The 18963-nt window shown below is 69.1% G+C and carries 10 protein-coding genes; 8 read left to right on the forward strand and 2 right to left on the reverse strand.

The genetic code is table 11. From position 1 onward, the window contains the following. Positions 1 to 24: 24 nt before the first annotated feature. From ACTIF2_RS23055 to ACTIF2_RS23065, 3 genes are all read left to right on the forward strand, one after another. Positions 25 to 1119 carry an efflux RND transporter periplasmic adaptor subunit gene (locus ACTIF2_RS23055; protein WP_439499465.1) on the forward strand — a complete coding sequence of 365 codons (1095 nt, stop codon included), beginning with the start codon at positions 25 to 27 and terminating at the stop codon, positions 1117 to 1119. Next, the gene (locus ACTIF2_RS23060; RefSeq protein ID WP_439499466.1) at positions 1116 to 4190 is read left to right on the forward strand and encodes an efflux RND transporter permease subunit; all 3075 of its coding nucleotides are present in this window, start codon (positions 1116 to 1118) and stop codon (positions 4188 to 4190) included. Before ACTIF2_RS23055 ends, ACTIF2_RS23060 begins: the two co-directional genes overlap by 4 nt. A gap of 151 nt (positions 4191 to 4341) precedes the next feature. After that, positions 4342 to 5334 carry a tripartite tricarboxylate transporter substrate-binding protein gene (locus ACTIF2_RS23065; RefSeq protein ID WP_439499467.1) on the forward strand — a complete coding sequence of 331 codons (993 nt, stop codon included), beginning with the start codon at positions 4342 to 4344 and terminating at the stop codon, positions 5332 to 5334. A gap of 12 nt (positions 5335 to 5346) precedes the next feature. On the opposite strand, the gene pbpC is transcribed toward ACTIF2_RS23065, so the two are convergent. Both pbpC and ACTIF2_RS23075 read right to left on the reverse strand, forming a co-directional pair. Beyond that, complete coding sequence (pbpC, locus tag ACTIF2_RS23070) at positions 5347 to 7407, reverse strand: penicillin-binding protein 1C (protein WP_439499509.1); 2061 nt, start codon at positions 7405 to 7407, stop codon at positions 5347 to 5349. A gap of 290 nt (positions 7408 to 7697) precedes the next feature. Further along, positions 7698 to 12953, reverse strand: coding sequence for an alpha-2-macroglobulin family protein (locus tag ACTIF2_RS23075; protein WP_439499468.1), 5256 nt, complete (start codon positions 12951 to 12953; stop codon positions 7698 to 7700). 233 nt (positions 12954 to 13186) lie between these two features. Between ACTIF2_RS23075 and ACTIF2_RS23080 the strand changes: the two genes are divergently transcribed. The 5 genes from ACTIF2_RS23080 to ACTIF2_RS23100 all read left to right on the forward strand — a co-directional run bounded on the left by ACTIF2_RS23080 (position 13187) and on the right by ACTIF2_RS23100 (position 18951). Next, positions 13187 to 14218, forward strand: a complete 1032-nt coding sequence (locus ACTIF2_RS23080) for an LLM class flavin-dependent oxidoreductase (protein ID WP_439499469.1) — start codon at positions 13187 to 13189, stop codon at positions 14216 to 14218. Between the two features lie 64 nt (positions 14219 to 14282). After that, positions 14283 to 15698 carry a S1 family peptidase gene (locus ACTIF2_RS23085; RefSeq protein WP_439499470.1) on the forward strand — a complete coding sequence of 472 codons (1416 nt, stop codon included), beginning with the start codon at positions 14283 to 14285 and terminating at the stop codon, positions 15696 to 15698. Between the two features lie 127 nt (positions 15699 to 15825). Beyond that, positions 15826 to 16821, forward strand: a complete 996-nt coding sequence (locus tag ACTIF2_RS23090) for a tripartite tricarboxylate transporter substrate binding protein (RefSeq protein WP_439499471.1) — start codon at positions 15826 to 15828, stop codon at positions 16819 to 16821. A 128-nt stretch (positions 16822 to 16949) separates the two neighbouring features. Beyond that, positions 16950 to 17441: a tripartite tricarboxylate transporter TctB family protein gene (locus tag ACTIF2_RS23095; RefSeq protein WP_439499472.1), complete on the forward strand. Its 492-nt coding sequence runs from the start codon at positions 16950 to 16952 to the stop codon at positions 17439 to 17441. A 4-nt stretch (positions 17442 to 17445) separates the two neighbouring features. Next, entirely contained in the window at positions 17446 to 18951 is a 1506-nt protein-coding gene (locus ACTIF2_RS23100) for a tripartite tricarboxylate transporter permease (protein ID WP_439499473.1), read from the forward strand. The last annotated feature ends 12 nt before the right edge of the window (positions 18952 to 18963 follow it).

Genomic DNA, 18963 nt, shown 5'->3' on the forward strand with positions numbered 1-18963 from the left:
GACGATACGGGAGCGTCCAGTCACATGAAGCGGTTCGTCCTTCTCCTCTTGATCGCCGGTCTGGCCGGCGGTGGCTATTACGGCTACCGCAGCTTCAAGGCCGGGGCGCAGCCTGCGCAGGCGCACGCGGTCGCGAACCCGCGCGCGGCAGGCGTGCCGGTCGAGGTCGGCAAGATTGAGATCGCCACGGTCGACGAGGAGGTTCAGGCGCTGGGCACGCTCGCCGCCGATGAATCGGTGGTGATCGCGCCCGAGATCGCGGGCCGGGTCGTGGCGCTCGGCTTCAAGGAAGGCGATCGCGTCAGCAAGGGCCAGGAGCTGGTCAAGCTCGACACCGCCATTCTCGACGCGGAGCTGAAGCAGGCCGAGGCCGATCTGCGGCTGGCCCGCGACACCTATGACCGCAACCGCTCGCTTGTCAGCCGCGGCGCCGGCACCCAGGTCGCGCTCGAGCAGGCGACGGCGCAACTGGCTTCCAGCGAGGCGCGCGTGCAGCTGGCGACGTCCCGGCGCGCGCTGGCCACCATCGCATCCCCCTTCAACGGCGTGGTCGGCCTGCGTTCGGTCGGCGTCGGCGACTATGTCTCGGTCGGCAAGGAGCTGATCACGCTCACCGCGATCGATCCGATCAAGGTCGATTTCCGCGTGCCGGAAATCTTCCTGACGCGTGTCAAGGTCGGCCAGACCATCCAGGTCAAGGTCGATGCCCTGCCCGACAGCGCCTTCACCGGCGAGATCTTCGCGATCGATCCGGTGGTCGACATCAACGGCCGCGCCATCCGCCTGCGGGCGCGCATCCCGAATGGCGACCTCGTGCTGAAGCCCGGCCTGTTCGCGCGCATCAGCATCATCGTCGACCAGCGCGAGGGCGCGATGATCGTGCCGGAGACGGCCGTTGTCCCCGACGGCACCGGCAAGATGGTCTTCATCGTCGAGGACGGGAAGGCCAAGCGCATGCCGGTCGAGCTCGGCAAGCGCCTGCCGGGCAAGGTCGAGATCACCAAGGGCCTCAAGCCCGCGATGCAGATCGTCACCACCGGCCAGATGCGGCTGCGTGACGGGGCGGTCGTCGCCATCAAGGATTCAGTGAAACCCGTGCAGACGAGCGAAGCGCGATGAGCCTGTTCGAGCTCTTCGTTCGCCGCCCGGTCCTTTCCACCGTCCTCAGCCTGCTCGTCGTCCTCATCGGCATCGTCTCCTACGGACGCCTGACCGTCCGGGAATATCCGAATATCGACGAGCCGATCGTCTCGGTCCGCACGGATTACCGCGGGGCCAGCGCCGAGATCATCGAGACGCAGGTCACGCAGATCCTGGAGAACTCCATCGCCGGCATCGAGGGCATCGAGACGATCACCTCGACCAGCCGGCAGGAGCGCAGCTTCATCTCGGTGCGATTCCGGCCGGATGTCGACCCCGATGTCGCGGCCTCGGATGTGCGCGACCGCGTCAGCCGCGTGCGCGGCCGCATCCCGGACGAGATCGACGAGCCGGTCATCGCCAAGGTCGAGGCCGACGCGCAGCCGATCATGTATCTGTCGCTGACCAGCTCCCGGCACGGCCCGCTGGAGCTGACCGATTTCGCCGACCGCTTCATCGCCGACCGCGTCCAGAACATCACCGGCGTCGCCGAGGTCCGCATCCTCGGGCAGCGTCAATATGCGATGCGCATCTGGCTCGATCGCGCGCGCATGGCCGCCTATAACGTCACCGTCCAGGAGATCGAGGCGGCGCTGGCGGCGCAGAATGTCGAGATCCCGTCGGGCCGCATCGAGAGCAACAACCGCGAGTTCACGGTTCTCTCGCAGACCAGCCTGTCCACGCCCGAGCAGTTCCAGCAGATCGCCATCAAGGACGTCAACGGCTTCCAGGTCCGGATGCGCGATGTCGGGCGCGTCGAGCTCGGCGCGCGCGAGGAGCGCAACGCCGCCTGGTTCGCCGGCCGTCCCTCGGTGACGATCGGCATCGTCAAGCAGGCGACCGCGAACCCGCTCGACGTCTCGTCCGGCGTCCGCGCCGCGCTGCCGGAGATCACCGACGACCTGCCGGACGGCATGCAGATCGCGACCTCCTACGACACCTCGATCTTCATCGACCGCTCGATCCAGGCGGTCTACACGACGATCGGCGAGGCGGTCGTGCTCGTCGTGCTGATCATCTTCCTGTTCCTGCGCTCGCTGCGCGCGACGCTGATCCCGCTGGTGACGATCCCGGTCTCGCTGATCGGGTCCTTTGCGCTGATGTATGCGCTCGGCTTCACCGTCAACACGCTGACATTGCTCTCGATGGTGCTCGCCATCGGCCTGGTCGTCGACGACGCCATCGTCGTGCTGGAGAACGTCCACCGCCATGTCGAGGACGGCATGGAGCCGAAGAAGGCGGCGGTGCGCGGCATCAACGAGATCGCCTTCGCCGTCGTCGCGATGACGCTGACGCTCGTCGCGGTCTATGCGCCGATGGCGTTCTCGACCGGCCGTACGGGCAAGCTCTTCATCGAGTTCGCCCTGACGCTGGCCGGCGCCGTGCTCGTCTCGGGCTTCGTCGCGCTGACTTTGACGCCGATGATGTGCGCCAAGCTGCTGAAGCCGCACCAGTCGCATGGGCGCCTCTACAACCTGCTGGAAGGCGGCTTCGAGGCGATGGCGAGCGGATATCGCCGCTCGCTGCGCGCCGCGTTGTCGATGCGCCCGGTCATCGTGCTGCTGGCGCTCTGCGTCGCCGGCGGCAGCTATTTCTTCTTCACCAACCTGCGCTCGGAGCTGGCGCCGGTCGAGGACCGTGGCACGATCAGCGGCATCGGCGTCTCGCCCGAGGGTGCTACGCTCAGCTTCACGGCCGACTATGCCAGGCAGGTCGAGGACTATCTCAAGAAGATTCCAGAGGTCGAGACCTATCTGGTCATCGTCGGCTTTCCCGACGTGACGCGCGCCATCGCCTTCGCCCGGCTGAAGCCCTGGGAGGAGCGCACGCGCAAGCAGCAGGATCTCGTCGCCGAGATCAATCAGGGCCTGTCGCAGATTCCCGGCATCCGCCTGTTCGCGACCAATCCGCCCTCGCTCGGCGGCGGCGGCGCCAACAGCAAGCCGGTCGAATTCGTGCTGCGCTCGTCGGATTCCTATGCGGAGATCAAGGAACATGTCGACGCCGTGATCGCCGAGGCCTCGAACTCGCCGGCGCTGACCAATCTCGAGACCAACCTCATCCTCGACAAGCCGCAGATCAAGGTCACGATCGATCGTCAGCGCGCGGCCGATCTCGGCGTCGGGGTCGATATCATCGGGCGCACGATGGAGACGCTGCTCGGCGGGCGCCAGGTCACGCGCTTCAACATGAACGGCGAGCAATATGACGTCGTGCTCCAGGTCGCCAGCCAGGACCGCAACACGCCGGAGGCCCTGCAGTCGATCTATCTGAGGGGCCGCAACGGCACGGTCGTACAGCTCTCCAGCCTCGTCACCGTCGAGGAGAACGTCGCGCCGAAGGAGCTCATCCGCTTCAACCAGCTGCGCTCGGCGACGATTACCGCCGTGCCGGCGCCCGGCTATTCGCTCGGCGACGGGCTCGCCGTGCTGGAGCAGGCGGCGGCGAAGGTGCTGCCGCGGACGGTCCAGGTCGACTACAACGGCCAGAGCCGCGAGTTCAAGCAGGCCGGCTCCTCGATCGCGCTGGTCTTCCTGCTGGCGCTCGGCTTCATCTACCTGGTGCTGGCGGCGCAGTTCGAGAGCTTCGTCGACCCGGTGGTGATCATGGTCTCGGTGCCGCTTTCGATCACGGGCGCGCTCGGCGCCCTGTATTTCACCGGCGGAACCCTCAACGTCTACAGTCAGATCGGCCTGATCACATTGGTCGGCCTGATCACCAAGCACGGCATCCTGATCCTCGAATTCACCAACCAGCTGCGTGAAGAGGGCAAGGAGATGGTCGAGGCGCTGGTCGAGGCGGCCGAGCTGCGGCTGCGGCCGATCCTGATGACGACGGGCGCGATGGTGCTCGGCGCCGTGCCGCTGGCGCTGGCCCATGGCGCCGGCGCCGAAAGCCGCTCGCAGATCGGCTGGGTCATCGTCGGCGGCATGAGCTTCGGCACCTTGCTGACGCTCTATGTGGTGCCCGTCGCCTACAGCTACCTCTCGCGCGCGCAGCGAGAGGCGCATGGCGCGCCGGAGGCCGCGCAGGCGCAGCCGGCGGAGTGAGGGCGCGTCCGCCGCCGGGTAGAGGATATCAGGATAGCCCTTAGCGGATTCGTCTATTCGCTTTCGCCGCCGCCCGACGCTAACCGTTCTGGCGGCGGCGCCACCCAAAGCAAGAAATCAGGCCGCTGCCCGCGAAATGTGGAGGAGCGGCATGAGGATGGGAAACGGTTTCTGGATCAAGGCGGCTGTGCTCGCCGCCTGCATGATGCCCTGGGGTCTCGCGGCCGGGGCGCAAGGCTTCCCGAGTAAGCAGATCACCATGCTGATCCCCTTCGCGGCAGGCGGCCCGACCGATGTCGTCGGGCGCCTCGTCGGCGAACATATGAGCCGCAGCCTCGGCCAGCCGGTGATCATCGAGAACGCGGTCGGCGCCGCCGGCACGCTGGCCGGGCAGCGGCTGATGGGCTCGACCCCGGACGGGCATGTCATCCTGATCGGCCACACCGGCACGCATGCGGCGGCGGTCTCGCTCAACCCGAACCTGAAATACCGGCCGGTTGAGGATTTCGCGCCTGTCGGGCTGGTCAACACCAATCCGATCTTCCTGACCGTGCGCAAGACGCATCCGAGCAGCACCTTGTCGGAGTTCGTGAGCTGGTTGAAAGCCAATGAAAAGACGGCGAGCAACGCCCATGCCGGTATCGGCTCGGTCAGCCATACCACCTGCCTGCTGTTCAACACGGTTGTCGCGGCCAAGCCGAACGGCGTGCCCTATCGTGGCACCGGCCCGGCGATGAACGATCTCGTCGCCGGACAGGTCGATTATCTCTGCGACCAGGCCGTCAACGTCGCGCCGCAGCATCGCGGCGGCACGATCAAGACGCTGGCGGTCGCCTCGACCAGCCGGGCGGCGGCGCTGCCGGACGTTCCGACCAGCGCGGAAGGCGGCGTGCCGGGCTTCAAGGTCGAGGTCTGGAACGCAATGTTCGCGCCGAAGGACACGCCTGCGCCGGTCGTTGCGAAGCTCAACCAGGCGCTCAAGGCGGCGCTCGCCGATGCAACGGTCAAGGCAAAGCTCAACGAGCTCGGGGCCGAGATCCCGGCAGCCGAGCTGCAGGAGCCGGCCGGCCTGCAAGCCTTCGTCGCGGCCGAGATCGAGCGCTGGGCGCCAATCATCAAGGCGAGCGGCGTCAAGATCGAGTGATGCCGGCGAGGCTTATTGCAGCCTGACGGAGACGCTTTCGCTCGCGCCGGAGCCGTCGATCACCGAGATCCGCACGAAGCCCTTGCCGTCCGGCCGCCACTGCGTCTCGCGCCTGCGTGTCGGCGGCGTCACGGGCGCGCCGTCGACCAGCCAGGTATAGGGCGGCGCGCCGCCGGCGACCTTGAGATTGAGCAGGGCCCGCCCATCGATCGCCGAGGCGGCGAGGTCGATGCGCGCTCCCTCGGGCGGGAAGGCGAGGCTCAGGCCGGGCTTGGCCAGGGCGGCCAGCGTCTTGGGCACGTCCTGCCTGAGATGGCGCAAGGGCGGCGGCAGGTTCGAGGTGGTCGAGACGATCGCGTTGGGTGGCTGCGGGAAGGGTCGTGGGTCGTGGCCCAGCCGGGAGAAGGCGTCGAACAGGATCGGGGCGGCGACGACGCGACCGACCAAGCCCGGCACGGCGCCGTTATCGGCGCGCCCGACCCAGACACCGATCGTGTGCTTGCGGTCGAAGCCGACCGCCCAGGCGTCGCGATAGCCGTATGAGGTGCCGGTCTTGTAGGCGATGCGGCCGGGCGCGGCGTTGAGCGGCGGCGGCGCGCCGAGGAGCGTGTCGGCGACATACCAGGCGGCGACGGGATCGACGAGGCGGGGCGGGTTGCCGTTCGCCTGGGCCGCAGCCTTCACCGTCAGCGGCAGCATCTCGCCGCCGCGCGCGAGGCCGACATAAAGCCGCGTCAGGTCGAAGAGCGTGATGCCGAGCCCGCCGAGGCCGACGGCGAGGCCAGGCGCGCCGCCCTCCTTCGGCATGGCGATGGCGGCGCCGGAATCGCGCAGCCGCGAAAGGAAGCGCTGCGGACCCAAAGCCGAGAGCAATTCGATGGTCGGGACGTTGAGCGAGAGCTGCAGGGCCTTGCGGGCGCTGATCATGCCCTGGAAGCCGAGATCGAAATTCTCCGGCACATAGAGCCCGTATCGGGCCGGCCGATCCTCCAGCATCGTCTCGGGATGGGCGATGCCGTTGTCGAAGGCGAGCGCGTAGATGAACGGTTTCAGCGCCGAGCCTGGCGAGCGCAGCGCGCGGGTGAGATCGAGCGAGCCGGCGCGCTCGGCGGCGAAATAGTCGACGCCGCCGACGGAGGCGCGGATCTCGCCGGTCTCGTTGTCGACGGCGAGGATCGCGATCGAGACCTGGGGCGCGAGGCCGAGGCTGCGCTCGCGGGCGAGCTGCTCGAAATTGGCCTGCAGACGGGCATCGATGGTCAGGCGCTGGCGCCGCTCGTCCGGTGCCTCGGCCACGACCTGCTCGGCGACATGCGGCGCCAGATTGGGAAAGGGTTTTCGCGCGGTGGGAACGGGCTCGTCCCGGGCAAGCGCGACCTCTGCCGCCGTCGCCAGGCCGGCCGCCTCGACGCGGGCGAGCACCCGTTCGCGGGCCTTGCGGGCGGCTTCGGGAAAGCGGTCCGGCCGGCGGGTTTCGGGCGATTGCGGCAGCGCCACGAGCAGCGCGGCCTCGGCGGTCGAGAGGCGTTTCGGCTCGCGGCCGAAATAGGCGAAGCTCGCGGCCCTGACCCCTTCGAGATTGCCGCCGAAGGGGGCGAGCGTCAGGTAGAGGTCGAGGATCTGATCCTTATTGAGCCGGCGTTCGAGCTCGACCGCGCGCACGGCCTGGCGCAGCTTGGCGGCGAGCGAGCGCTCCTCGCGCGGTTCGAGCAGGCGGGCGACCTGCATGGTCAGCGTCGAGCCGCCGGAGACGATGCGGCCGTTCCGGAGCATCTGGCCGGCGGCGCGCAGCAGGGCGACCGGGTCGAGCCCGGAATGGCTGTCGAAGCGTCGGTCCTCGAAGGCCTTCAGCATGGCGAGATAGCGCGGGTCGACATCGGCCACACCGACCGGGAGCTTCCAGCGGCCGTCGGCGGTGAGGAAGGGCCGCAGCAGCCTGTCCTCGCGATCGAGCACCACGGCCGAGCGGTCGCGGGCGGCGGTGAAATCGAGCGGGGGCAAGGTGGAGGCGTACCAAGCGAGGGAGGCTGCCGTCGCTGCGATCGTGAGGGTCGCGGCGCCCACCCCACGCAGCGCCCATTTGCGGAAAGGCGCGCGCTTCCCTTCTCCCACCCATCTCGGGCTTGCCCGAGATGGGCAGATGTCGACGCCAAAGTCGGGAACACCCGACTTTGGTGCGGGAGAAGGTGGCTCCGCGGAGCGGAGACGGATGAGGGGTCGCGCGATGCTTCCGAGAACAGAGACCGCGGCAGGGAGCAGGCCGGCAAGGGTGGCGCGACCCCTCACCCCAACCCTCTCCCGCAAGGGGAGAGGGGGTTCCGTCGCGGCCCGCCGTTCCGTTGGCGTTTCCACGGTCCTGCCGCTCACCGCGCCGAGGCGATATCGACCGTGCCAAAGGCGGTGCGGCCGAAGCGGTCGGGCCGGTACATGTCCTCGATCGCCGCCGCGGGCGCGACATAGCGGCCGGGCGAGACGGCCCGCGCGATATAGGCGACGGTGAAGGAGAGCGGCTGGTTGCTGGAGCCGGCCCGCTCGAAGGCCGCGACATAGCGGTCGTCGCGCGCTTCGGTATGAACTGGCGTGACCTCCTGCTTCAGCCAGGTCAGGCCCTGGGTAGTGGCGCCCTCGGTCAGGTTGGCGTTCTCGATCTCGAGCCCCGCCGGAACGGGGTCGACCAGCAGCAGCCTGCCATAGCGGACGGAGGGCTCGGTGACGGTCAGGGCGACGACATAGCGCTCGTTCTGGCGCAGGCGCGCCGGATCGGCCTTCTCGCCCTTCATCGTGTAATAGGTCCGCTCCAGCGCAAAACCCTGGTTCAGGGCGGGCTCCGGCGTCGTCGGGATGCCGGAGACGGTGATCACCGCCTGGGCCGAGGCGGCGCCGGGATTGGCGATCACCAGGGGCTTCGCCTCCAGCGCCTCCTCCGAGAGCGTGCGGTAGAAGGCGCCCTTGCGCTCGGCGCCGTCGATGGTGAGCGCCATGCCCTCGGCCTCCTTGGCCATGGCCTGCGCCGCCAGCACCATCCACATGTTCTCCTGGGTCGAGGTGTAGCGGGCGGCGTTGCGGGCGTTGTCGACGATGGCGGAGGCGCGGGCGATATCGGCGCGCTCGCCATTGGTCTCGGCGATCAGGGTCAGGACCGCCGTGCCGTCGCGCAGGCGCGAGCCGTAATCGGGGCGCGACAGCCCGTCGTCGCGTGCATCCTGCAAGCCGGCAAGCGCGCTGGTGAAGGCGGCGCGGCCGCGGCCGCGATCGCCGAGCAAAGCGAGTGCCGCGCCGATCTGCGCACGCGCCAGCGGCGAGGCGAAGTCGGCGAGCTTGTTGTCGGCGAGGTAGCGCAGGTCGCCCATCACCGGGCGGCCGTTGCGGGCGAGGACATAGAGCGCATAGGCGATGCCGGCCGCTTCCTCCCTGTTGATCTCGCTGGTGTTGACGACCTGGTTGCGCAGCCGGTCGAGCGCCAGGTTGAAGGCGATCTGCGGGACGGCGAACTGGCGCTCGCGGGCCCGCGTCAGGAAGTCGGTGACGAAGGCGTCGAGCCAGAGATCGTCGCCGCCGACGCCCCAGAGGCCGAAGGAGCCGTTGCCGCCCTGGCGGGCGAGCACGCGCTCGATCGCGGCGGTGACGCGCTCGTCGGCATTGGTGTCGAGCGCGAGATGCTCGAGGCTCGCCAGCCGGTTGACATGGAGCAGCGGCAGGGCGCGGCTGACCGTCTGCTCGGTGCAGCCATAGGGGTAGCGGTCGAGCGCCTTCAGGATCGCGGGCACGTTCAGCGCGGCGAGCGGCGAGACCGAGACGGAGACCTGGCCGGAACGCGGCACGAGATCGGCCAGCAGGTCCGACGAGACGGTGACGGAGCCGCCATTGCCCGGGATCGGCCTGACGACGCGGCGCGCGATGGTGTTGGCCGAGGGCTGCACCCGCACGGCGAGGTTCTGCACCGTGCCGATGCCGTTAGGCCCGCTGATGCGGACGTCGAACTCGGCGCGCCCGAGCCCTGCGGCGGTGACCGGGATCGTCATCTGGCTCTTGGCGCCGGTCGTGAGCTGGACGGTGCGGCGAGTCGCGTCGGCCGCGACTAGCACCGGGCCCTTGACGTCGAGATCGACGGTATAGGCGCCGGGCGGGCCCTCGACATTGTCGATCTGGAGATGGAAGCGCGATTGGTCGCCAATCGCCAGGAAGCGCGGCAAGGTCGCTTGCGCGACGACCTGGTCGCGGACGATGACATCGGTGCTGGCCTGGCCGGTGCGGCCTTGCGACCAGGCGACCGCCATGACGCGGACGGAGCCATTGAAGGCCGGCAGCTCGAAATCGATCTTCGCCGTGCCGTCGGGGCCGAGCTTGACCACGCCGGAATAGCGCGCCAGCGGCTCCTGCGTCGGCGCTTCGCCCTGGAGCGCGGGTGCCGCGTCGCCGCCGGAGCGGATGGTGCCGCGCACGCCCTGCATGCCGTCGATCAGGTATCCGTAGAGATCGCGCAGCTCATGGCCGATCTGGCGCTGGCCGAAGAAGAACCTGCTGGCGTCCGGGCTCTCGAAACGGGTCAGGTTGAGGATGCCGACATCGACCGCGGCGACGGTGATGAAGGCGTCCTCGCCGGCGCGGGCGCCAGCGACCTTGACCGGCAGCGACAGCGTCGAGAGGGGCCGCACCAGATTGGGCGCGCCGAGATCGACCTGGAGCGTGCGCTGCTCCTTGCCGATCGCGAACCAGGACAGGCCGATGGCGCGGCCGGGCAGGCGCTGCGCGGCGGCGTCCATCGGGCGATGGGCGAGCGCGACGAGATAGGCGCTGGCGCCCCATTCCGCCTTGACCGGGATCGAGGCGGTGCTGCCGCCCGGCGCGATGTCGATGGTCTGGATCTCGTTCAGCTTGTCGCCGACGATCGCAAGCGTCGCCTTGCCGGCGAAGCGCGGCGAGAGCCTGACCTGCATGGTCTCGCCGATGGCGTAAGACGGCTTGTCGAGGGCGACGTCGAGCACGTCCGGCGTGTCGGCGGTCTTGTCGCTCTCGTAGCCGACGCTGAAGGAGACGCTGGACTCGGTCGCATCCGCGCCGTCGGAGACGACATCGAGCCGGTAATTGCCCCATTGCACCGGGGCGGCGACACGGGCGGCGGCCGCCTCAGTGACGGCGATCTCGCCATCGGCGACACGGCGCGTGGTCTTGACGCCCTCGTAGTTCCAACGGCCGTCCTGGAAGAACCACTGATAGTTGCGCGTGACCTTGGAGAGCGTCCATTTCACGCCCGGTTTGGCGAGACGGCGGCCGTCGCCATTGGCCATGATCACGTCGAAACTCGCGGTCTGGCCATTGCCGAGCTCGCCGTCCTTGAACAGCGGCTTCACGCCGATGGCGGCGCCCTTCGGCACGATCGGCAAGGTCACCGACCGGGCGATGGCGCGCCCGCCCGCCTCGCCGACGCGCAAGGTGATCTCGACCTCGAGCGGGCGGTTGGTCTCGGGCTGCTGGATCGCGGCCGAGATCGCGGCCTTGCCGGCCGTGTCGGTGGTGGCGCTTTCCTCGAGATCGGCCTGGATGGCCTCGAAGGCCTCGTCGGTGAGGCCGACCTGATAATCGGCGAAGCCGGGAATGGCGGATTTCGCGGCGGCGCGGATCGTGGTCGAGCCGTTGACCTCGAGCTCGGAACCCGGCGCGCCATAGAGATAGCGCGCATCGACATCGATCTCGGCCGGCTCGCCGGCCTGGAGCACGGGCGATTTCGGCGCCAGCGTCAGCTCGAGGCGCTCGGGCACATAGTCCTCGACCAGGAAGGAGACCTCGCCGATGGCGGCGCCCTTCGGATCGGCATAGGCCTGGACGCGCCAGGTTCCGGTCTGGGCGCCGGCGATCAGCGGGATGGAATGGGCGCGTCCGCCGGCGCCCTGGTCCTCGACCTGGCGACGGCGATACTCGACGCCGTCGGGACGCTTGACGACCAGGGTCAGCGGCAGGCCGGCGACGGCCGCGCCGGCGGAATCGCGCAGCAGGCTGGTGAGATAGACAGTCTCGCCGGAGCGGTAGACGCCGCGCTCGGTGTAGAGATAGGCGTCGAGCCCGGCCGGGGCGACGCGGCCCTTCACACCGCGGTCGGAGAGATCGAAGGCGGTCTGCTTCAGGTCGAGGAAGCCGTAATCCTCGCCGAGCAGCACCGTGACGAGGCCGGGCGCATTGCCGCCCTGACCCTTGGCGAGACCGGCATCGAAGCGGGCATAGCCCTTGGCGTCGCTGCGGGCGGTGGCGAGAACCTCGTTGTTGCGGGCAATCAGGCGGAGTTCCGCATTGGCGACCGGCGCCGCATCGGCGAGCGAGCGGACCAGCACATGCACGCCGTCCGGGCCGGAGAAGGAGGTCAGGCCGAGATCGGAGACGACGAACCATTGTGTCGCGCGGGTCGTGCCGTCGTCATAGCTGTCGCCGTCGCCATCCGTGGAGGCCTGGGTCGCCGGGCCGCCCGAGGGCTTGGCGAACATCACGTAGACGCCGGGCTGCAGGCCGCCGACGGCCTCCAGCACCGGGAAGGCGGTGATGACGTCCTTGTTGAGCTCGGACTTCACATCCATCGCGCCGGTCCAGACGCGCTGGCCCTTGTCGGCGGCGATCTGGCCCGCGCTGTAGCTGCCGAGCTGGCTGAGGAAGTCGTCGGAATGGACCGAGTTGATCAGGTTGCGGTCGCCGATGCGCATGACCTCGAGATCGAGCTTGTCAGCATTGACCGAGACGACGGGCACGCCCTGCTGGCCGGTGCGCGGCAGCACGTAGTTCTTGCCGGTGAAGCGCACCGACGGCGTGCGGTCGCGGACATAGATCTCGTAATCGGCCGATTTCAGCAGGCTCTCGTCGGGTAGCGCCGAAGGCACGCCCTGGCGGATGACGAAGGCGTAGCGCTCGCCATGGCGCAGGCCGTCGACGCAGATCTGGCGGTCCTCGGCGCTGACGGCGAAATCACCCCTGCCGCCCGAGATCGCGACATAGGGCGCGAAATCGACGCGGCCGCGCGCGAGCGGCTCGGAGAAGACGAAACAGGCGCGGGGGCTCGCGGCATCGGCATCGACCTTATTGGAGACGAGGCGGAAACCGCGCTTCTCGCGCAAGCTCTCATAGGAGGTGCGAAGCGAGGCATTGTCCTGGAGATCGAGGCTGAGCCGGTAGGTGGTCAGCGCCGGGCGCCAGAGCTCGTTCCGCTCGAAGGTGCGGGCGAGGACTGCGAGCGAGGCCGCTTCGTCATTGCGCGACGTCGCGCGCTGATAGGCGAGATAGGCGGCGCTGATCGCCCGCTCGCGCAGGTCCCAGCGCTCGCGATAGTCGCGCGGCTCGATCGCGTTGGCGGCGCGCGCCATCAGCCGCCAGCCGGCGGAATTCGCGGGATCGGCGACGACGGCGGCATTGGCCTGGGGCAGGGCGGCGCGGGCGTCGCCGCGCGCGAGCGCCGCCTCGCCGTCACGCAGGGAGGCCGCAGCCGGGCGGGAACTGGCCGAGACATCGCGCTTCAGCCGCTCCTCGAGCCGCTGACCGTCGGCGAGGAGGTCGTTGCGGATATAGGCCTTCTGGGCGAGGGCGGGCGTCGCGGCGAGGACAAGACCGAGAAGGAGGGCAAGCCGTGCGAGCAAGGTCATGGTGGTTCCCCCTTCGGTCGATCAGGCCGGTCTTCGCGAAGGCTATCACCCGTGTTCGCCGGTGCAACGTGAAAGCGCATCGCGGCGGCTCCACCGAGGCTGTGCGGCTCGCGGCCGGGCGCATGCAGGCTCCTTGAAAGCCGGAGTTCCGCTCATCAGATGGTGCGCAGGCATTCCGCCGGGCAGTCCTCGGCACGACCCCTCCGACAATAGCAACGCGAACGGACAGATGCATGACACTGCCCCTTGAACTGGGCCTGGACACCTTTGGCGACGTCACCGCCGGGCCGGACGGCCAGCCGCTGCCGCAGGCCCAGGTCATCCGCAACCTCATCGACGAGGCCGTGCTGGCCGATCAGGCGGGGGTCGATTTCTTCGGCGTCGGCGAGCATCACCGCGCCGATTTCGCGATCTCGTCGCCGGAGGTCGTGCTTGCGGCGATTGCCGGGCGGACGGAGAGAATCCGCCTCGGCTCGGCCGTCACGGTGCTGAGCTCGGACGATCCGATCCGGGTGTTCCAGCGCTTCTCGACGCTGGATGCGGCGTCGGGCGGACGGGCCGAGGTCATCCTGGGTCGCGGCTCCTTCACCGAGTCCTTCCCGCTCTTCGGCTATGAGCTGCGCGACTACGAGACCCTGTTCGAGGAAAAGCTCGAGATCTTTGCGGCGCTGATCAGCCGGGAGACGGTCACCTGGTCGGGCACGACACGGCCGCCGCTCAAAGACCAGCGCGTCTTCCCGACGCTGGAGGCCGGGACGCTGAAGACCTGGATCGGCGTCGGCGGCAGCCCTGAATCGGTCATTCGCGCGGCCCGCTACGGCCTGCCGCTGATGCTCGCGATCATCGGCGGCGACCCGAAGCGTTTCCGGCCCTATGTCGATCTCTATCACCGCGCCTTCGCGCAGACGGGCAAGCCCGTGCCACCGATCGGCGTGCATTCGCCGGGCTATGTGGCGCAGAGCGACGAGCAGGCGCGCGAGGAGTTCTTCGCCGACTACAAGCGGATGCGCGACCGGATCGGCGGCGAGCGCGGCTGGCCGCCGATGAACCGCGCCGAGTTCGACCAGGAGATCGAATCCGGCTCGCTCTATGTCGGCTCGGTCGAGACTGTCGCGCGCAAGATCGCCGCGACGGTGAAGGCCCTCGATGCCGCGCGTTTCCAGATGAAATACAGCGCCGGGCCCCTCGCGCATGAAAAGCTCATGGCCTGCATCGAGCTCTACGGGCGGCGCGTCATGCCGCTCGTGCGCGACATGCTTTCCTGACGAGGCCAGTTGCGGAGGTGTCGGCAATGACGCTTCAATGCGGCTGGTTTCAGGGGGACGTATCATGGCGGCGGGATCGGGCTTTTCGCGCAAGGCAAGAAGACTGCTCCTTGCCGGGCCGGTGGCGGGGCTGCTGCTCGCCCCGGGTTTCGCGCTGGCCCAGCCTGCCCCGAGCCCGCAAATGGTCGCGGCGCAGACGGCGTTCGAGGCCCTGCCCGAGGCCGAGCGCAAGGCGATCCAGACCGACCTGATCTGGGCGGGGCTCTTCAACGGCGCGGTCAGCGGTTCCTTCGGCCCGCTGACCTTCCGCGCCATCAACGGCGTCAAGGTCGGGTCGCGCGGCGCGCCGGACGGAATCCTGGCGCCGACCGAGCGCCGCGCCCTGGCGCAGCGGGCGGCCGCGGCGCGCGAGGCGGCGGGCTTCCGGATCGTGACCGACGAGCGCACTGGGGTCCGCATCGGCATCCCGACGCGGCTGCTGCCGCGCCGGGACGCGGCGCCTTCGGGCGGCCGCTGGCAGAGCGAGGACGGGCGGGTGACGCTCGACACCAGCACGAGCTCGGGCGGCGATACGCTGGAGGGCCTGTTCGAGCGGGCGACCAGCGCCACGGTTGCCGGCCGCAAGATCACCTACAAGCTGCTGCGGCCGGATTTCTTCGTCGTCACCGGCGAAACGCCGACCGGCCGGTTCTACCGGCGCCTCTCCGCGGGTCCCGGTGGCCTGCGCGGCTTCTCGATCGGCTATGACAAGGCGCTGGCCCCGAGCGTCGACAAGCTCGTCATCGCCATCGCCGCCAGTTTCGAGCCGTTCCCGAGCGGGCCTGCGCCGGCGGGCACTGCGGTCGCGAGCGCCGCGACGCCGGCTGCGGCCGCCCCGCCACCGGTCGTGCGGCCGACGGAACGTTATGGCGTCGGGCTTGCGGTCTCCGGCCGGCTCGTGCTGACGGCAGCGGCGGCGATCGACCCGTGCAAATGGCTGAAGGTCTCGGGCCGGGCGGCGACGCTGCGCCTCAAGGACGATGCCAGTGGCCTCGCCTTGCTCGACGTCGAGGGCGCTCCGGCAGGCGGGACGCCGAGCCTGAGGAGCGATGCGCCGGGCGCGGGTGAGAGCGTGGTGCTGGTGGCTTATGGCGATACCGGCGGGGCGCGGGCGGCGATGGCGCTGCCGGGCCAGGCCCTGCGCATCGGCACTGGCGACGCGGTCTTCGCGCCACTCCAGCCCGGGCAGGCCGGCAGCCCGGTCTTCGATCGGCAGGGCCGGCTCGCCGGCCTGGTCACGGCCAACCCAGCCGACAAGGTCCTGATCGCCGGGGTCGCGCCGCAGCGTGCCTATGCGACGGCGGGGCCGGCCGCGATCAAGGCCATGCTCGGCAAGGCGAATGTGACGCCCGCCGCCGATTCGTCCGCGGAACAGCTCAGCACCGGAGCCGTGGTCGAGAAGGTCGCCAAGAGCGTTCTGCCGATCGCCTGCGGGCTGTGACCTTGCATACAAAGAGGTGTTGTCTCCTCGCCGACAATCGGCTCAGATAGCGCCGGACCGACAAGGGCGCCCCGCGTAGACGGAGAAGCTCCCGCTGCTAAATCGATTAAACGGAGGGAACGCAGCAATGACCGATTTCATCAGCAGACGTAATATTCTGAAGGGCGCGGCCGCCGCAGGCGCGGCCGGATTGATCGCAAAGCCCGCGATCGCCCAGGCGCAGTGGCCGACCCGGCCCCTGACGATGATCTGCCCGTGGGGCGCAGGCGGCGGCACGGATGCGACGGCGCGCATCGTCGCCTCGCTCCTCGAAAAGGACCTCGGCCAGCCGGTCAATGTGGTGAACCGGACGGGCGGCTCGGGCGTCGTCGGCCACTCGGCGATCGCGACCGCGGCGCCCGACGGCTACAATATCGGCATGCTCACGGTCGAGATCTCGATGATGCACCATCAGGGTCTGACCGAGCTGACCCCGGCGAGCTACGTGCCGCTGGCGCTGCTGAACGAGGATCCCCCGGGCGTGCAGGTCAGCGCGTCGAGCCCGCACAAGGACATCAAGGCGCTGGCCGAGGCGATCAAGGCGGCGGCCCCCGGCAAGCTCAAGGCCTCGGGAACCGGGCAGGGCGGCATCTGGCATCTGGCGCTGGTCGGCTGGCTGGTCGCCATGGGGCTGAAGCCCGATCATGTCGCCTGGGTGCCTTCGAACGGCGCAGCGCCCGGCATGCAGGACCTGGCGGCCGGCGGCGTCGACATCGTCACCTGCTCGGTGCCGGAGGCGCGCGCCATGATCGACGCCGGCAAGGCGAAGTCGCTGGCGATCATGGCGACCGAACGCAACCCGCAGTTCAAGGACGTGCCGACCCTGAACGAGACGCTGGGGATCAACTATTCGGTCGGCGCCTGGCGCGGTATCGCCGGGCCCAAGGGCCTGCCCGCCGATCTCCAGGCCAAGCTCGCCGCTTCGCTGAAGAAGGTCTACGATTCCAAGGAATACAAGGACTTCATGAATTCCCGCGGCTTCGGGATGAAGTTCGCGGACCCGGCCGCCTTCGGCAAGTTCATGGAAGAGGGCGACAAGGCCATGGCCGCCGCGATGAAGGCGGCAGGGCTCGCCAAGGCCTGATCGCTTCGCTGCAGGGCGGAGGGGATACCTCCTCCGCCTGTCCTGCCATGCCTGCGCAATGGCCGCAGCACCTGTTTCGGCACCGGCCGCGAGGCCGGCGCCGCCTTCGGCCCACGGATCGACAAGCAATGCTCCTCTCCGACAAGATCACCGGCGGCACCTTGGCCGCGCTCGGCGCCGCGGCGTTTCTCTACGGATCGAAACTTCCGCCCGTCCCGGGGCAGCAGGTCGGCCCCTCCGCCTTTCCGATGGTGGTGGGGGCGGGGCTGGTGCTCTGCGGCTCGCTCGTCATCTTCGGCATCGGCCGGCATTTCGAGGAGGTGGCCGAGGCCGATGTCGCCAGTCACATCGAGCCGGAGGCGCTCGCGCCGCTGCCGGCCTGGCGGGCCTGGCTCGCCCTGCTGCCGCCGGCGCTGCTTGGCTTCTATGCCCTCGCGTCGGAGACGCTCGGCTTCCTGCCGACCACGATGATCATGGTCCTGACCGCGAGCCTCGCCTTCGGCGCCAAGCTCAAGCTGGCCGTGCCGCTCGCGCTGATCGCGCCCTTCGTGATCAACTTGATCTTCCTCAAGCTGCTGCGGGTGCCGCTGCCGGGCGGCCTGCTGCCCTTCCCGTGGTGAGCCGATGAACACCGTCATCCAGGCCTTCGGGCTCGTCTTCCAGACCGACGTCATGATCGCCATCGTCGCCTCGGCCTTCTACGGGCTGACGGTCGGCGCGCTGCCCGGCCTCTCCGCGACGATGGCGACGGCGCTGCTCGTGCCGATCACCTTCTACCTCTCGCCGATCGCGGCGATCGCGACGATCATCACCGCCTCGGCGATGGCGATCTTCTCGGGCGACATTCCGGGCTGCCTGCTGCGCATCCCCGGCACGCCGGCCTCGGCGGCCTATACCGACGAAGCCTATGCGATGACGCGCAAGGGGCAGGCCGAGACCGCGCTCGGCATCTGCCTGTGGTTCTCGGCGCTGGGCGGCATCGCCGGCACGCTCTCGCTGATGCTGATCGCGCCGCTGCTCGCCGAGTTCGCGCTGTCCTTCTCGACCTACGAGAATTTCTGGCTCGCCATGCTCGGCCTGATGTGCTCGACGCTGGTGGCGCGCTCCTCGCCGATCAAGGCGATCGCGGCGATGCTGCTCGGGCTCTTGATCACCTGCATCGGCATCGACAATCCCGGCGGCGTGCCGCGTTTCACCTTCGGCTCGACCGACCTGCTCGGCGGCATCGAGCCGATCCCGGCGCTGGTCGGCGTCTTCGCGCTGGCGGAGGTGATGCGGGCGCTGACCGAGCGCGAGCCGCCGAAACTGGAGCACCGACGCCTCGGCTCGATCCTCAAGGGCCAGATCGCGCTCACCAAGAAATATCCGAAGCAGCAGGCGCGCGGGAACATCGTCGGCATCATCATCGGCGTGCTGCCGGGCGCCGGCGCCGACATGGCGGCCTGGGTCAGCTACGCCATGGCCAAGCGCTTCTCGAAGACGCCGGAGAAGTTCGGCACCGGCCATCCGGAAGGCCTGATCGAGGCCGGCGCCAGCAACAACGCCTCGCTCGCCTCGGGCTGGGTGCCGGCGCTGCTCTTCGGCATCCCCGGCGACACGATCACCGCGATCGCGATCGGCGTGCTCTACATGAAGGGGCTCAACCCCGGCCCGACCCTGTTCACCGAGCAGGCGTCGAGCATGTACGCGCTCTACATCATCTTCCTGCTCGGCAACATCATCATGATCCCCTTCGGCATCATCATGATCCGGCTGGCGAGCCGGGTCGTCGGCGCGCCGCGCTCGGCGGTGATGCCGGTGATCATGATCTTCTGCGCCGTCGGCGCCTTCGCCACGGCCGGCAACAACCTGTTCGCGGTCTGGTGCGTCGCCGCCTTCGGACTGCTCGGCTTCGTGATGGAGAAGAACGGCTATCCGGTCGCGGCGATGGTGCTCGGCATCGTCATGGGCACAATGGTGGAGCAGAGCTTCGTCACCTCGCTGATCAAGTCCGACGGCTCGGTCCTGCCCTTCTTCAACCGGCCGGTCTCGATCGTGCTGTCCTCGATGACGATCGCGGCGCTGCTCTGGCCGGTGCTGATGTGGGCGCTGCAATGGCGGCGGTCGCGGCGGCGGGCGGTTGCCGCCTGAGGCGCAGGCCCA

The organism is Allobosea sp. (genome assembly GCF_051860145.1).
Taxonomy (GTDB): domain Bacteria; phylum Pseudomonadota; class Alphaproteobacteria; order Rhizobiales; family Beijerinckiaceae; genus Allobosea.